Source organism: Streptomyces longisporoflavus (assembly GCF_014649775.1).
GTDB lineage: Bacteria > Actinomycetota > Actinomycetes > Streptomycetales > Streptomycetaceae > Streptomyces > Streptomyces longisporoflavus.
In genome coordinates, this window is record NZ_BMTR01000009.1 from 127,274 (window position 1) to 142,822 (window position 15,549).

Consider the following 15,549-nt stretch of genomic DNA (forward strand, 5'->3'; position numbering starts at 1 on the left):
GGCTCGGCGCCTGCCCCGACTTACACAGAACAAACGGAAGAGTGGCCCAGTTCACATTTCATTCACTTCTGTCGACTATCTGCCATCGGCTGTGTCAGTGCCGTGCGGCATGATGCGAAGGTGACTCAGCAAACGCGACGGCTCATGCTGCTCGACACGGCGTCCCTGTACTACCGGGCCTATTTCGGGGTCCCCGATTCGGTGAAGGCGCCGGACGGCACACCGGTCAACGCGGTGCGCGGTCTGCTCGACTTCATCGCCCGGCTCGTCCAGGACCACCGCCCGGACGATCTGGTCGCCTGCATGGACGCGGACTGGCGCCCGCACTGGCGGGTCGAGCTGATCCCCTCGTACAAAGCGCATCGCGTCGCCGAGGAGGTCGAGCAGGGCCCGGACGCCGAGGAGACCCCGGACACGCTCGCGCCCCAGGTCCCGATCATCGAGGACGTGCTCGACGCGCTCGGCATCGCCCGCGTGGGCGTGGAGTCGTACGAGGCGGACGACGTGATCGGTACGTACGCCGGCCGTGCCTCGGGCCCGGTCGACATCGTCACCGGCGACCGCGACCTCTATCAGCTGGTCGACGACGAGCGCGGCATCCGCGTCCTCTACCCCATCAAGGGCGTCGGCTCCCCCCAGCTCACCGACGAGGCCTGGCTCCGCGAGAAGTACGGAGTGGACGGCTCCGGCTATGTCGACCTGGCCCTGCTGCGCGGCGACCCGAGCGACGGCCTGCCCGGCGTGCCCGGCATCGGCGAGAAGACGGCGGCCAAGCTCCTCGACGCGTACGGAGACCTGGCCGGAATCATGGCCGCCGTGGACGACCCGGCGAGCAAGCTGACGCCCTCCCAGCGCAAGCGGCTCGACGAGTCCCGCGCCTATGTGGCCGTCGCGCCGAAGGTGGTCCGCGTCGCGGGCGACGTGCCGCTGCCGGACGTGGACCTCGCGCTGCCCGCCGAGCCCCGCGACCCCGCGGCCCTGGACGAGCTCGCCGCGCGCTGGAACCTCGGCGGGGCGCTGAAGCGGCTGCTCACGACTCTCCAGGGCTGAGGTGTTAGCTTAGGTAAGCCTAAGCAACATTTGATCAGGGGAGGACGCCGCCATGGCAGAACGTCCGGCACGCAAGGCACCGAAGGCCCACGTCGCTCAGGTGGTGCGCACCGAGCGCCTCACCCCGCACATGCAGCGCGTGACCCTGGGCGGCGAGGGTCTCGCCGAATTCACGGCGGGCGACTCCACCGACCACTACGTGAAACTGCTCTTCGGCGCCGAGGGCGTGACGTACCCCGAGCCCTTCGACATCCAGCGCATCCGCGAGGAGTTCCCCCGCGAGCAGTGGCCCGTGACGCGTACGTACACGGTGCGCTCCTGGGATCCACGCTCCCGCGAGCTCGCCATCGACTTCGTCGTCCACGGCGACGAGGGCCTGGCGGGCCCCTGGGCCAAGAACGTCGAGCCGGGCGCCACCATCCACTTCCTCGGCCCCGGCGGCGGTTACGCGCCCGACGCCGACGCCGACTGGCACCTGATCGCCGGTGACGAGAGCGCGCTGCCCGCCATCGCCGCCTCCCTCGAAGCGCTGCCCGCCGGCGCCACGGCGTACGCGTTCGTGGAGGTCGCCGACGCCGACGAGGAGCAGAAGATCGACTCGGCCGCCCAGATCGTGTGGCTGCACCGCGGGCAGCGCCCCGTCGGCGAGGCACTCGTCGAGGCCGTGCGCGCCCTGGACTTCCCCGCGGGCGACGTCCAGGCGTTCGTGCACGGCGAGGCCGGCTTCGTGAAGGAACTGCGCCGCTACCTCCGCATGGACCGCCAGATCCCCCGCGAGCGCCTCTCGGTCTCCGGCTACTGGCGCCTCGGCCACAACGAGGACGGCTGGCAGGCGTCCAAGCGCGACTGGAACGCGCAGGTGGAGGCGGAACAGGAGTCGGCGCCCTCGGCTTGAGTGTGCGGATGTGACGGCGCGCCCCCGGTTGAGGACAGCCCCGGAAGGGGCGCGGGGAACTGCGCGCTCGGCCTCCACCGGCTCGCGGGTCCGTCGGACCCAAATCCGGTGTCCCCGACCGCCGCCCGCTGGCACCATGCCGGGATGCCCTCCAAGATCTCGGACATCGTGCCGCCGGGTGCCCTCGCCCGTAGAGACCAACCCCGCATCCCCGTACCCGGAGGGCTCCTCATCCGCCCCTGGCAGGCGGCCGACGCCCCCGCCGTGTACGAGGCGTTCCAGGACCCGGCGATGCAGCGCTGGCACGCCCGCGTGGCCGACTCCGTCGACGAGGCCCTCGGCTGGATCGAGGACTGGGGCAAGGCCTGGTCCGAGGAGCGCGACGCGTTCTGGGCCATCGCCGACGCCAGCACGAACGCGGTGGTGGGCCGGATCGCGCTGCGCCTCGTCGTGCTCGCCGACGGCCAGGCCGAAGTCGCCTACTGGACCATGCCGGCGGCCCGCGGCCGGGGCATCGCCCCGCGCGCCCTCACGGCCCTGAGCGACTGGGCGTTCACCGAAGTCGGCCTGCACCGCCTCGAACTCACCCACTCGACGGCCAACGAGGCCTCCTGCCGCGTCGCGCTCAAAACGGGCTTCGCCCCGGAGGGCGTCAAGCGCAGCGCGCTGCTGCACGCGGACGGCTGGCACGACGTACATCTGCACGCCCGCATCCGGGGCGACGCGCCGACGGGTCCCTGACCTGGCAGAACCCGGGAAGTACGGCAAGGCGCCCCCGCCACGCCGGGCCCCGTACCCTTGCCGGTTGTGACCCGTAAGCCCCGCATCCCGCCCGCTCCCCTGCCGCAGCGCCGCGGCGTCGACCCCGTTCGGGTCAAGCTGCCGGCCGACGGGGCGTGGGCGACCGTACGGGATCATCTCGCCGAGCGGCTCAAGCCGGGGCCGGGGGTGATCGACGCGATGCTGCGGGACGGTCTCTTCGTCGGCGCGGACGGGCTCCCCGTGACGCCGGACGCGCCGTACGTGCCCGGCGCCTTCGTGTGGTTCCACCGGGATCTGCCGGACGAGGTCCCGGTGCCCTTCGGCATCGACGTGGTCTACCGCGACGAGCACATCGTCGTCGCCGACAAACCGCACTTCCTGGCGACCACACCCCGCGGCAGCCATGTCACCGAGACCGCGCTGGCCCGGCTCCGCAGGGACCTCGACCTCCCCGCGCTCGGCGCCGCGCACCGCCTGGACCGGCTCACCGCGGGCCTGGTCCTCTTCACCGTGCGGCCCGCCGAACGCGGCGCGTACCAGACGCTGTTCGGTGAGCGGCGGGTACGCAAGGAGTACGAGGCCGTGGCCGCCCACGATCCCGCGGCCGGACTCCCCCGCACCGTGCGCAGCCACATCGTCAAGGAGCGCGGCGTCATCGCCGCGTACGAAGTCCCCGGCGCCGAGCCCAACAGCGAGAGCCACGTCGAACTCCTCGCGCACAGCGGCGGGTTGGCGCACTACCGGCTCACCCCGCACACCGGCCGCACCCACCAGCTTCGGGTGCACATGAACGCCCTGGGCCTGCCGATCCTCGGCGATCCGCTCTATCCGCGGGTGACGGGCCCGGTGCCGCCGGACGACTTCCGGCGGCCCCTGCAACTCCTGTCCCGCGTCATGGAGTTCACCGACCCGGTCACGGGCGCCGAGCACCGCTTCGTCAGCACCCGCGATCTTGACGCCTGGACCTCGTACGACTCCTGGGCGGGCCCGTCACCGGACGCGGCGGGCGGTCAGTAACCCCGCCACCAGGTGACGAGACGCCGCCACGCACCCTGCCGCGGCACGGGCGCCGCCACCGGCGCGGACTCCGGCACGGGCGGCGGCCCGGCGGGCGCCGCCGCCTTGGGTGTCGCGGGCGTCGCGGGCCGCGGCGCCGGCGAGGACACCTGCCAGTCGTCCCGCGCACTGGGCACCCGCGCCATCGGCCGCGCCATCACGTCCTGCGGCGGCCGCGGCGCGAAGTGCACGGGAAGCGACACCAGGTGCCGGGAGAGGATCGACGAATTCCACCTCAACTCGCTCTCGTCCACGGCGAGTTCCACGTCCGGGAAGCGCATGAGCAGCGCGTCGACGCCGGTGTCGGCGATGGCGCGGCCGATGTCCTGCCCCGGGCACTCGTGCGGTCCGCCGCCGAAGGCCAGATGGGAGCGGTTGCCCTGCATGTTGGCGGCGAGGTCCGGACGTACGACGGGGTCCACGTTGCCCGGCGCGATACCGAAGATCAGACCGTCGCCCGCCTTGATCTCCTGGCCGCCGAGCTGCGTGTCCTGCTTGGCGAAGTAGCCGACCATGGCGCTGAAGGGCGGCTCGTCCCACAGGGACTGCTCGATCGCCTCCGGGACCGTCATCTGGCCGCCGCTGAGCTGGGCGCGGAAGCGCGGGTCGGTGAGGACCATGCGCAGGGCGTTCGCGATCAGGTTGGCCGTCGCCTCGTACGCGGCGATGAGCACGAGCCGCAGGTGCGCGCCGACCTCGGTGTCGGTGAGCTGCTCCGGCTGCGCGATGAGGTTGCTGGTGAAGTCCTCCTCGGCCTTCGCCCGGCGCCGCGCCACCAGGCGCATCAGCGCGTCCATGATGTACGCGTTGCTGGCGATGGCGGTCTCGGTGCCGCGGAGCATGTCGCGGGCGGCCTGCACCATCCGCTCGTTGTACTCCTCGGGCATGCCGATGACATGGCACATCACCATCATCGGCAGATGCTCGGCGAAGTCGCTCACCAGGTCGGCCTTGCCGACCTGGCAGAGGTCGTTGAGCAGGAGGTTGCTGTAGCGGTTGATGTAGCGCCGGATGCCGCGGTGGTCGAGGCCCGCCATGGCGCCGGTCACCGCGCCACGCAGCCGCTTGTGCTCGTCGCCCTCCACGAAACTGGCCATGGGCTGCCAGGTGACGACGGGGGCGAGCGGGTGGTCGGCGCCCATGCTGCCGTCCTGGACGGCCCGCCATTGGCGCGCGTCGCGGGTGTACTGCGAGGGGGTGCGCACCATGTGGAGGTTCTCGCTGTGGCCGAGGACCGCCCAGATGGGTACGTCGTTGTGGAGCAGGGCCGGGGCCACCGCGCCGTGGTCGGCGCGCATCTTCTCGTACACGCCCGCGAGGTCGGTGTCCGCCTCGGGCCCGTAGAGACGGCGCGGGCCGCCGGGGCCGAGGCCGTGCGCGGGGCAGCCGGGCGGCGGCACGGCCGGGTCGTCCGTGCCGGAGTGGGAGGGGGGAGGGGTCGTCACGTTCGTCGCTCCGGGGTTGCGAAAGAGATTCCGGGGAGTTTCCGGGGTCGCGGATGAGGTGAGGCGTCAGACGCGGGCCACGGTCAGGGAGTGCAGGTAGCGCATGAGGGTCAGCAGGGTGTCCCGGCTCGACGCGCGCTGCCTGGCATCGCATTTGACCATCGGCACGACCTCGTCCAGGTCGAGGGCGCGGCGCAGCGTGTCCATCGAGTGGTGGGGCGCGTCGGGGAAGTCGTTCACGGCGACGACGAAGGGCACACCGCGCTCCTCGAGTCGGCCGATCACGTCGAAGCTGACTTCGAGACGGCGTGTGTCGATCAGTACGACCGCGCCGAGCGCACCTTCGAAGAGGCCGTTCCACAGGAACCAGAAGCGCTCCTGGCCGGGGGTGCCGAACAGGTAGAGCACCAGTTCCTCGGAGAGGCTGATCCGGCCGAAGTCCATGGCGACGGTGGTGGCCGTCTTGCTCTCGGAGCCGTAGTTGTCGTCGACGCCGATGCCCGCCTGGGTCATGGTCTCTTCGGTGGTCAGCGGACGGATCTCGCTGACCGAGCCGACCATCGTCGTCTTGCCGACCCCGAAGCCGCCCACGATCACGATCTTCACGGCGGCCGTGGCCGTGTGCGGCAGGGCCTCTTCCTGGCTGGGCCCGGTGATCGTGTCAGAGCTTTTGAAGTCCATGCATCACCGCTTCGAGAAGGGAACGGTCGGGGAGCGTGGAGCGGACGATCGGCGCCCGGGCCTGTACCAGGTCGGCCCCGAGCATCTTCGTCAGCAGGATGGTCACCACGCTGAACGGCAGCGCGAGATACGCGGAGATCTCGGCGACGGACAGCGGCGCACCGCAGAGCCGCAGGACGTCGGCGTGCTCCGGCTCGGCCGTCGGCGGTGCCTCGCCGTGCGCGACGATCAGCGTGACGAGGTCGAGGGGCGCACGCTCCGTGTCCTCACCGGTCAGGATGTACAGCCGCTCGGGATTCTCCGGGGTGCGCCGTTCCCGTTGGGGAGGGTCGTCTCGGTGGGAGGGGTTCTCGCCTTCCGGAGGACTCATACGACCTGCCCGTCTCGCCGTGGCGGGCTCGTCAGATGGGCGCCGATCCGCACCACGAGGTCCCGCATGCGGTTGCCGATGAGGCCCGCGTCGACGGTTTCGTCGGCGAGCACGGCGAGGTAGGCGCCGGCTCCCGCGGCCATCAGATAGAAGTAGCCGCCGTCGACCTCGATGATCACCATGCGCATCCCGCCACCGCTGCCGGGGATCTCGGTGGCGACCGCGGCGGCCAGGGACTGGAGTCCCGCGCAGGCCGCGGCGACCCGGTCGGCTCCGTCGGGGTCTCCGCCGTAGCGCGCGATGCGCAGGCCGTCCGCGGAGAGCACGACGATCTGCCGGGTCTGCGGCACCCCGTCGGCGAGTTCCTTGAGCATCCAGTCGAAATTGGCCCGCTGCTGGATCATTTGCAGCCTCCCTCGTCGGCGTTGTCGGCACTGCCGTGGTCGTTTCCGCTGTGTCCCTTGGGGAACAACGGGTCATCGGCCGCGGTGTCGTCGCCGTTGACGCCCTTCATGAAGGCCTCGATCCACAAACCGGGCTCCTTCTCCTCCTTCTTCACCGGTTCGGGAGCGACCGGTGCCTTCGCCTGCGGCGCGTACTGGGCGCGCTGCGCGGCGTACTTCGCGTCCTCGGCCTCCTGGGCGATGCGCTCGGCCAGCGAGGTGCGGACCCGGCTGCGGCGCTGCGGCAGACCGTTCGACGTCCATTCGGTGACCTCGGGGATGTCGTCCTCCATGGCCGAGGTGAGCGGCTTGGGGAGGGGCGGCCCCGCCGTCATCACGCGGGGCTTCTTGCGCCGGATGCCGTGGGGCTCCTCGATGGGCACGCCCTCGGCGTTCACCCGGGGCACCGCGGACGCGCCGATGCCGTGCGCGAGGCCGGGTGCGGGTCCGGTGGTGATCATCTCGTGCGGGACGATGAGCACCGCGCGGACGCCGCCGTACGCGGACTGCCGCAGCGAGACCTGCAGGTTGTACATCTGCGAGAGCCGGCCCACGACGGCCATGCCCAGACGGGGGGTTTCGCCGAGGTCGTTCAGGTCGATGCCGGCCTGCGCCTGCGCGAGCATCCGCTCCGCCCGTGCCCGCGCCTCCTCGCTGAGACTGACGCCGCCGTCCTCGATCTCGACGGCGATGCCCGTCTGCACCTCGACGGCGGTGACGTGCACGCGGGTCTGCGGCGGCGAGTAACGCGTGGCGTTGTCGAGCAGTTCGGCGCAGGCGTGGATGAGCGGTTCCACGGACGTGCCGCGGATGGCGACCTTGGCGATCGAGTGCAGGTCGACGCGCTGGTACTCCAGGATCCGGGACATGGCGCCGCGCAGCACGCTGAACAGCGGTACGGGTTTGGGCCATTGGCGTCCGGGGCGGGCGCCGCCGAGGACGGTGATCGAGTCGGCGAGGCGGCCGATCAGGGCGGTGCCGTGGTCGATGCGGAGCAGGTCGTCGAAGACCTCGGGGTTGCGGCCGTGGAACTCCTCCATCTCGCGCAGCTCCGCGGACTGCTGGTGGACGATGGTCTGGACGCGGCGGGCGATGTTGACGAAGGCGCGCTGCGAGGACTCACGCATCGCCTCTCCGGTGTCCAGGGTTTCCAGGACGTAGCGGAGCATCTGGCGCTGTGAGTCGGGGAGTTCGGCGAAGGACTCGTCGCCGTCGACGAGGTGACGGATCACTTCCGAGGGCGCTTCGCCCGACCGGAGCCGGTAGACGGCCTCGGGGATGATCTCCCTGCCCAGGCGGATTGTCTCGTCGTCGTGGGACGCGATACGCCGATCCAGGTAGGCGAGCCGTTGCGCGTACTGCGCGCGCAGCTCCCGCATGGCCCGGCCGCGGCGCACCACCTCGGCACCCACCGCGACGACCACGAGGGTCGCGATCGCGCCGCAGCAGGCCACCGCGACGCGGGCGGGTTCCGCCACCGCCGCGACGGCGGCTCCGGTCGCCGCCGCCATCAGCATGGCGGGCAGCAACAGCACACGTGCGTAAGGGATTTCTCGGCCACCGGGAGGCGATTGAACACTCACCATGTATGCCCTCTGAACACTCGTCTTGGGGGAGGATGGGGGGATTGATTCCGTGAAATCGGGGGATTTTAGGGGTTGTTGCGAGCTGTCGACGTATGCGAACTATTCGAATAATCTGGGAACAAGCGCGCGAATACAGCGCAACTCGTTGCAACTCGCCGCGCTCCGGGCGAGCTTAGTGCGCCGGAATCAGCGCCGAGTCACATTCAGCAACCCTCTGCATCGGCCGCACCGGCGGGCATACACTCGGCCCCATTTGCACGCCGGGCGATCAATCGAACACATGGAGTGATGGCGTCGAACAGGCGTAATTGGATACGAAAAAGGGCGGGCTCAGGGGGTCGAAACCCCTGAGCCCGCCCTTCTTCCCGGCGTAGGCCGTCAGCCCTCCGCCGACACCTCCCGACCCTCAGCCGACGGAGCTGTAGGCCACCACTCCCCGCAGCAACTGGTCCACGGCCTTGCGGGCGTTCTTCGCCACGGTCGAGTTCTCCCGCGGGGCCGCGGCGGCGATCTGCCCGAGGACATCGATCACCTGCTTGCACCACCGCACGAAGTCCCCGGCCGGCATCTCGATCTCCCGCAGGACCTCGTCGAGGCCCTTGTCGGACGCCCACATGTACGCGGCCCAGGCGAACCCGAGATCGGGCTCCCGCTGCCCGACCCCTTCCGCCTGGTTGATCTTGAACTCCTCCTCCAGGGCATCGAGCCGCCCCCAGATGCGCACCATCTCGCCGAGCGAGGCCTTCACCTTGCCGGAGGGCAGCTTGGGGGCGAGCGCGTCGTCCGCCATCCGCGCCTCGAACACCAACGCCGAGACGCACGCGGCCAGTTCGGCCGGGCCGAGCCCCTCCCAGACGCCTTCCCGCAGGCATTCGCTCGCGAGGAGGTCCAGCTCGCCATAGAGCCGGGCGAGCCGCTTGCCGTTCTCCGTGACCTCGTCGCCCCGCAGATAGTCCATCTCGGTAAGGAGCGCGACGATCCGGTCGAAAGTCCGCGCGATGGTGTTCGTGCGCCCCTCGATCCGCCGCTCCAGCTGCGCGGTGTCCCGCCGCAGGCGGTAGTAGCGCTCGGCCCACCGGGCGTGGTCCTCGCGCTCGTCGCACCCGTGGCAGGGGTGCGCCCGCAGTTCCGTACGGAGGCGGGCGATCTCGCGGTCGTCGGCGGCAGCCGCGCGGCCCTTGCGATGGCGCTCGGGCACGATGTGCCCGGCCTTCGTGCGCAGCGCGGAGGCGAGGTCGCGGCGCGACTGCGGCGAGCGCGCGTTGAAGGACTTCGGGATGCGCATCCGCTCCAGGGCCTCGACCGGCACCGGGAAGTCCATCGAAGCCAGCCGCTTGACCTGCCGCTCGGCGGTGAGGACCAGGGGGCGCGGCCCGTCCTGGTGCTCGAAACCACGGTGGCCGTTGACCCGCCCCGCGGGGATACCGGGATCGAGGACGAGCGCCAGGCCCGCGTACTTCCCCGTGGGCACGTGGATGACGTCGCCCGGCTTGAGCTTCTCCAGGGCCGCGGCGGCGGCCGCCCTGCGCTGGTTGGCGCCCTGCTTGGCGAGCTCGGTCTCCCGGTCCTTCAGCTCGCGGCGCAGGCGGGCGTACTCCTCGAAGTCGCCCAGGTGACAGGTCATCGAGGCTTTGTAGCCCTCGAGACCCTCTTCGTTCTTCTGCACCTGCCGGGAGATCCCGACGACCGACTTGTCGGCCTGGAACTGCGCGAACGACGTCTCCAGGAGCTCGCGCGAGCGATGCCGCCCGAACTGCTCGACGAGGTTCACCGCCATGTTGTACGACGGCTTGAAGCTGGACCGCAGCGGGTAGGTGCGCGTGCCCGCGAGCCCCGCGAGGTGCTCCGGGCTCATGGCGCGCTGCCACAGGACCACCGCGTGGCCCTCGACGTCGATGCCGCGGCGTCCGGCACGGCCGGTCAGCTGGGTGTACTCACCCGGCGTGATGTCCGCGTGCTGCTCGCCGTTCCACTTGACGAGCTTTTCGAGGACCACGCTCCGCGCGGGCATGTTGATGCCGAGCGCGAGGGTCTCGGTGGCGAAGACCGCGCGCACGAACCCGCGCACGAAGAGCTCCTCGACGACCTCCTTGAAGGTCGGCAGCATGCCCGCGTGGTGCGCGGCGATGCCGCGCTCCAGACCCTCCAGCCATTCGTAGTACCCGAGGACGTGCAGGTCCTCGTCCGGGATGGCGGCCGTACGCTCCTCGACGATCTCGCGCACCTGCGCCCGCGCGTCCTCGTCGTTCAGCCGCAGCCCCGCGTACAGACACTGCTGCACGGCGGACTCGCAGGCCGCGCGGCTGAAGATGAACGTGATCGCGGGGAGGAGGCCCTCGGAGTCGAGACGGTCGATGACCTCGGGCCGGCCCGGCGTCCAGATCCGCGAGCGCTGTCTGCGCTCCCGCTCGCGGTCGGCCTCGCGGACCATCTTGCCCTTGCGACGGTCACGCGGGTTGTACGAACGGCTGGCCTCCATCCGCGCCATGCGGGTGAGGTCGGGGTTGACGGTCTTGCGCCGGCCCTCGCCCTCCTCCTCGAAGAGGTCGTACATCCGGCGCCCGGCGAGAACGTGCTGGAACAGCGGCACGGGCCGGTGCTCCGAGACGATCACCTGGGTGTCACCGCGCACGGTGTCCAGCCAGTCGCCGAACTCCTCGGCGTTCGAGACGGTCGCCGACAGGGAGACCAGTGTCACCGACTCCTGGAGGTGGATGATCACCTCTTCCCAGACGGCGCCGCGGAAGCGGTCGGAGAGGTAGTGCACCTCGTCCATCACCACATAGCCGAGGTTGAGCAGCGACCTGGAGCCCGAGTACAGCATGTTCCGCAGCACCTCGGTGGTCATCACGACCACCGGGGCATCGGAGTTGACGCTGTTGTCGCCGGTCAGCAGACCGACCTTGTCCGCGCCGTATCTCTTGGAGAGGTCGGCGTACTTCTGGTTGGAGAGCGCCTTGATCGGCGTGGTGTAGAAGCATTTCTTGCCCTGCAGCAGGGCCAGGTGCACGGCGAACTCGCCGACGATCGTCTTGCCCGAGCCCGTGGGGGCGGCCACGAGTACACCCTTGCCCGCCTCGAGCGCCCGGCAGGCGTCGATCTGGAAGGGGTCGAGGCCGAATTCGTACATCTCGCGGAAGCCAGCGAGTGCGGTGGCCTGCTCGGCAGCGCGCTCGCGCGCCGCCGCGTACCGCTCGGCCGGTGAGAGGTCCTCTGTCATCGTGCTTTCGAGACTACCGGCCACCACTGACAACGGACGATCATTATCTGCCTTACGGTCCGGCGGTCTCTACGGCCCGCCCGGCCCGAGGACCCGCACGGCTCCCGGCACGCACTCCGCCGTCAGCGGAAGGCCGCCGAGCTGCTCCCCGTCCGCGTACCCGGTGACGTCAGGCGCGGCGAGCTCCACCTTCGCGGCCCGGACCACGGTGACCTCGGGATGGTCCAGGTGCGTGCCCTTGTACACCTTCGGGAAGACCTTCAGGAGTGTCGTACGGCTGCAGTCGCCGACGACCGTGACGTCGAAGAGGCCGTCGTGCATGTCGGCCCGCGCGCAGATTTTCATGCCCCCGCCGTACGACGGTCCGTTCCCCACGGCGACGAGCGTCGCGTCGACCTCGCGGACCTCGTTGCCGTCCAGCGTGATGCGGTACGGGACGGGCCTGAACGCGGCCAGTTCGGCGATCATCGCCAGGTCGTACTTGAGGCGTCCGGAGGGCCAGCGCATCCGGTTGCCCCGGTCGTTGACCCGCGAGTCGAAGCCGGAGGCGAGCACGGTCCCGAACCACGTCTTGCCGACCCGCCCCAGGTCGACGTCGCGGGTACGCCCCGTGTCGAGCGCGTCGGCGATGACGGCCCCCGCCGCGGCCGGATCGCGCACCGGCAGCCCAAGAGCGCGCGCGAAGTCGTTGCCGGTGCCCACGGCGACTACCCCCAGCGGCGTCGGCGTCCGGGCGACGGCCTGCAGCGCGAGGCTCACCATGCCGTCACCGCCGACGGCTATCAGCGCGCGCGTACCGGCGTCGACCGCGTCCCGTGCCCGGCGCAGCGCGTCGGCGGAGTCCTCGCCGATGACCGTGCGCACGGAGAAACCCGCCGCCCGCAACGCCGAAGCGGCCGGCTGCGCCGCGTGGGCGCCCCGGCCGCGTCCCGCGGTGGGATTGACGAAGAGAGTGATCTCGCTGGTCACTGGGGCCCCCGGACGTCGTGTGCGGGAGGACCCTACAAGATCAGGTCACGTCGTCGAAACCGTTTACCCGATCTCGGTTCGCGCCGTCGCCGCTCGCCTGCCCCGGCAGCGCGCGGTTCGCGGACACGGGCTCGATCTCGCCGACGTCCTCGGGAGTCAGGTCGAGCTCGGAGGCCTCGTCGTCATCGGGTCCGGCCGCCTCGATCCTTGCCTTGCGCCGGTCGTTGAGGAGCGAGAAGGCGGTGGCGGCGAAGTAGAGCACCCAGATCGGCCCGGCGAGAGCGATCATGGTCAGCGGGTCCGTGCTGGGCGTCGCCACGGCCGCGAAGACCGTGATGCCCATGATCATGCCGCGCCACCAGCCGAGCATCCGCTTGCCGGTGAGCACCCCGGTGAGGTTCAGCATCACCAGGAGCAGCGGCAGCTCGAAGGAGAGCCCGAAGACGACCACCATGCGGGTGACCAGGTCGATCAGTTCGTCAAGGGGGAGCTGGTTGTCGATCCCGACGGGCGAGAATTCCAGCAGGACCCGCGCCATCGTCGGCAGCGTCTTGTACGCGAAGAATCCGCCGCCCAGGAACAGGGGGAAACCGGCGGCCACGAAGCCGTAGGCGTACTTCTTCTCGCTGTTGTGCAGTCCGGGGGCGACGAAGGCCCACAGCTGGTAGAGCCAGATCGGCGACGCGAGCACCACGCCGGCCATCAGGGAGATCTTCAGCGCGAGGGTGAACGGCGTGAGCAGGCCGTTCAGCACGATGCGCGCGCAGGTGCCGTCTTCCTTCTGCGCCAGCTCGGCGAAGCTCTTCTCGCACCCCACGGAGTTCAGGATCGGGTTCGTGAAGAACTCGATGATGTCCTTGTAGAAGAAGGCAGCGACGATCGCGACGACGATGATGGCCAGCACGGCCTTCGCGAGCCGGTTGCGGAGCTCGCGCAGGTGCTCCGCAAGCGGCATCCGCCCCTCGGGATCCTGTTCCTTCTTGCGGGCAGACTTGAGCAACCCACGTCCTCATCTCGTGCGGCAGGCCGGCCCTCGCCGGCCTTGGATCAGCGCTGTGTGGTGCTGTCGGTGGGCTCGGTGACCGGCCGGGAGCTGGACACGTCGCCGGGCGCGGCCTTGATGGTACGCGGCTGAACGGAGGCGGCGGGGTCGGTGGGCGGGTCGGCCGGGACGGCTTCGTCCTTCTTGCCGTCCGTCTTCATCGCCTTGGCCTCGCTCTTGAGGATGCGCGCGGACTTGCCGAGCGACCGGGCCATGTCGGGAAGCTTCTTCGCGCCGAACAGCAGAACGATGACGACGAGAATGAGAATGATCTCGGGGGCGCCGATCTTTCCGAACATAGGTCTTTACCTTCTCACCGAGGCGGCAGGGGCGGGGCTGCCGGACAGGCCGGACTTGGCTGTCCGGCCACCGTGCTGGCAGCGATCGTAACGCTCAGGGGTGAACGCAGGGCAATCCCTGTGCGTACTCCCAGTTGCGGCCCGCGCCTCGCACTCCGGGCCACTGCAGCAGCGTACCTGCCGGACAAGGGAAGTTGACAGGCCGCGGCATCGATGCGGACCACGGCCGTATCTAAGGGGTGCACAGGGACTAGAGGACGTCCCGGCCCGCACGGGCCGCACCCGTCGCCGCCGCCTCGAGATCCTCCGCGGCACGGTTGATCCGCTGTGTGGTCCGCGTCACTTGATTGCTGAGGCGCTGCGCCTCGACGAAGACCCTGATCGCCAGTACGCCCAGTACGGCGAGGCCGCAGAACCCCGCGGCAATCGCCACCATCGCCCAGAACATGCGCCGAGCCTAGACGGTCGAGTGCAGACGCAGTGTCCGCACCCCGCCGCCGGTGAGCAGTTCGACGATGCGCTCACCCGCGGGCTTGCGTACCGCCGTGCCGCACTCGGGGCACGTGAAGGAGTAAAAGGTGGTGCGGGCCGACGCGCCGATGGCCAACCGCAGCGCGCCCGCGGAGAGTTCGAAGCGGGCGCGGCAGTCGGGGCAGGCGGCCTTGAAGAGCACAGGGCCGATTCTCGACATTCCGGGAATCTCGGACATGATCCTTGTGTTCAACGCCCTTGCTCCTGCCTGTCGTACGACCCGCCGGGGTTTTTGTCGTGCTCGTCATAGGCCGCGAGCGCCACGCGTGCCGCCTGGCGTGCACTGTCCGCGAGGTCCGTCGGGGAGACGATGTGCCCGTCCCCGCCGAGCCGCAGCGCGAGCCTGCGCAGCGAGGTGGGGTCCGGCGTGCGCAGGGTGATCCGCAGCCCGCCGTCGGGCAGCTCATCGGCGCTGTCGTGGGGGTAGTACTCGGCGACCCAGCGGCCGCCGGGCCCGACCTCGACGACCACCTCGGGGTCCTCCGCGGCGGGCTGCACGAGCCCCTCGGAGAGATCACGCAGCTCGATCTCGGGCGGCGACGACGGCTCGTCCAGGATCTTGATCTCGGCCACGCGGTCGAGGCGGAAGGTGCGGCGCGCCTCGGAGTGGTAGCACCACGCCTCCATGTACGTGTGCCCGACGGCGAAGAGCCGGATCGGGTCGACCTCGCGCTCGGTCAGCTCGTCGCGCGCGGGCGAGTAGTAGCGCAGCCAGAGCCGGCGCCGCTCGGAGATGGCCCGGTCGACGTCGGCGAAGACACCGCCCTCGGACTCGAAGGTCACCGAGAGCCGCGCACTGGCGCCCGCGTTCTCGCCGGCCGCGGCCTCCAGCTTCGCGGTGGCGCGCAGGAGCGCCTGCCGGTCGCTCTCGCGCAGCCCCGGAAGGGTGGAGACCGCGCGGGCGGCCACCAGGAGCGCGGTGGCCTCGTCGGCGGCGAGGCGCAGCGGGGCCGCCACGTCGTCCGGGTTGTGCCACCAGATGCGGTCGCCGTCGGTGTCGATGTCGAGGAGGTCGCCGCCGCGGAAGCTGGTCCCGCACAGCGGCAGCACGTCCAGGTCCGAGATCAGCTCGTCCTCGGTGATGCCGAAGGCACGGGCCACGTCACTGACGTGGGCGCCGGGGCGCTCGCGGAGGTACGTGACCAGGGAGAGCATCCGCCGGGTCTGGTCGATGGCGTTCGTGGCCATGATCTGTGTCCC

The 15,549-nt window shown here is 70.5% G+C and carries 16 protein-coding genes; 4 read left to right on the plus strand and 12 right to left on the minus strand.

What is annotated here, in order from left to right; all coding sequences use genetic code 11:
- Window positions 1-144: 144 nt before the first annotated feature.
- From IE226_RS19700 to IE226_RS19715, 4 genes are all read left to right on the plus strand, one after another.
- Window positions 145-1,050: a 5'-3' exonuclease gene (locus tag IE226_RS19700; RefSeq protein ID WP_190082797.1), complete on the plus strand. Its 906-nt coding sequence runs from the start codon at window positions 145-147 to the stop codon at window positions 1,048-1,050.
- A 52-nt stretch (window positions 1,051-1,102) separates the two neighbouring features.
- Complete coding sequence (locus IE226_RS19705; protein ID WP_190082603.1) at window positions 1,103-1,945, plus strand: siderophore-interacting protein; 843 nt, start codon at window positions 1,103-1,105, stop codon at window positions 1,943-1,945.
- A 144-nt stretch (window positions 1,946-2,089) separates the two neighbouring features.
- Complete coding sequence (locus IE226_RS19710; RefSeq protein ID WP_190082604.1) at window positions 2,090-2,686, plus strand: GNAT family N-acetyltransferase; 597 nt, start codon at window positions 2,090-2,092, stop codon at window positions 2,684-2,686.
- A gap of 66 nt (window positions 2,687-2,752) precedes the next feature.
- The gene (locus IE226_RS19715) at window positions 2,753-3,724 is read left to right on the plus strand and encodes an RluA family pseudouridine synthase (protein ID WP_190082605.1); all 972 of its coding nucleotides are present in this window, start codon (window positions 2,753-2,755) and stop codon (window positions 3,722-3,724) included.
- Here IE226_RS19715 and IE226_RS19720 read toward each other — a convergent pair.
- From IE226_RS19720 to IE226_RS19775, 12 genes are all read right to left on the minus strand, one after another.
- A complete protein-coding gene (locus IE226_RS19720; RefSeq protein ID WP_190082606.1) occupies window positions 3,718-5,208 on the minus strand; it encodes a cytochrome P450 in 1,491 nt (496 codons plus the stop codon). The genes IE226_RS19715 and IE226_RS19720 overlap by 7 nt on opposite strands.
- Before the next feature lie 66 nt (window positions 5,209-5,274).
- On the minus strand, window positions 5,275-5,889 hold the full coding sequence (locus IE226_RS19725) for a GTP-binding protein (RefSeq protein WP_190082607.1): 615 nt from the start codon (window positions 5,887-5,889) through the stop codon (window positions 5,275-5,277).
- Window positions 5,870-6,259, minus strand: a complete 390-nt coding sequence (locus IE226_RS19730) for a DUF742 domain-containing protein (RefSeq protein ID WP_190082608.1) — start codon at window positions 6,257-6,259, stop codon at window positions 5,870-5,872. The genes IE226_RS19725 and IE226_RS19730 overlap by 20 nt, the downstream gene beginning before the upstream one ends.
- Window positions 6,256-6,663, minus strand: coding sequence for a roadblock/LC7 domain-containing protein (locus IE226_RS19735; RefSeq protein WP_190082609.1), 408 nt, complete (start codon window positions 6,661-6,663; stop codon window positions 6,256-6,258). The genes IE226_RS19730 and IE226_RS19735 overlap by 4 nt, the downstream gene beginning before the upstream one ends.
- Window positions 6,660-8,288: an ATP-binding protein gene (locus IE226_RS19740; protein ID WP_190082610.1), complete on the minus strand. Its 1,629-nt coding sequence runs from the start codon at window positions 8,286-8,288 to the stop codon at window positions 6,660-6,662. Before IE226_RS19740 ends, IE226_RS19735 begins: the two co-directional genes overlap by 4 nt.
- Before the next feature lie 406 nt (window positions 8,289-8,694).
- Window positions 8,695-11,508, minus strand: a complete 2,814-nt coding sequence (locus IE226_RS19745; protein ID WP_190082611.1) for a DEAD/DEAH box helicase — start codon at window positions 11,506-11,508, stop codon at window positions 8,695-8,697.
- A 69-nt stretch (window positions 11,509-11,577) separates the two neighbouring features.
- The gene (locus tag IE226_RS19750) at window positions 11,578-12,477 is read right to left on the minus strand and encodes a diacylglycerol kinase (protein WP_190082612.1); all 900 of its coding nucleotides are present in this window, start codon (window positions 12,475-12,477) and stop codon (window positions 11,578-11,580) included.
- A 40-nt stretch (window positions 12,478-12,517) separates the two neighbouring features.
- Window positions 12,518-13,477: a twin-arginine translocase subunit TatC gene (gene tatC / locus IE226_RS19755; protein WP_190082613.1), complete on the minus strand. Its 960-nt coding sequence runs from the start codon at window positions 13,475-13,477 to the stop codon at window positions 12,518-12,520.
- A 47-nt stretch (window positions 13,478-13,524) separates the two neighbouring features.
- A complete protein-coding gene (gene tatA / locus IE226_RS19760; RefSeq protein ID WP_190082614.1) occupies window positions 13,525-13,818 on the minus strand; it encodes a Sec-independent protein translocase subunit TatA in 294 nt (97 codons plus the stop codon).
- A 250-nt stretch (window positions 13,819-14,068) separates the two neighbouring features.
- The gene (locus tag IE226_RS19765; RefSeq protein WP_190082615.1) at window positions 14,069-14,266 is read right to left on the minus strand and encodes a hypothetical protein; all 198 of its coding nucleotides are present in this window, start codon (window positions 14,264-14,266) and stop codon (window positions 14,069-14,071) included.
- A 9-nt stretch (window positions 14,267-14,275) separates the two neighbouring features.
- Window positions 14,276-14,527, minus strand: a complete 252-nt coding sequence (locus IE226_RS19770) for a hypothetical protein (protein WP_190082616.1) — start codon at window positions 14,525-14,527, stop codon at window positions 14,276-14,278.
- 11 nt (window positions 14,528-14,538) lie between these two features.
- On the minus strand, window positions 14,539-15,537 hold the full coding sequence (locus IE226_RS19775; protein WP_190082617.1) for a helix-turn-helix transcriptional regulator: 999 nt from the start codon (window positions 15,535-15,537) through the stop codon (window positions 14,539-14,541).
- Window positions 15,538-15,549 lie beyond the last annotated feature (12 nt).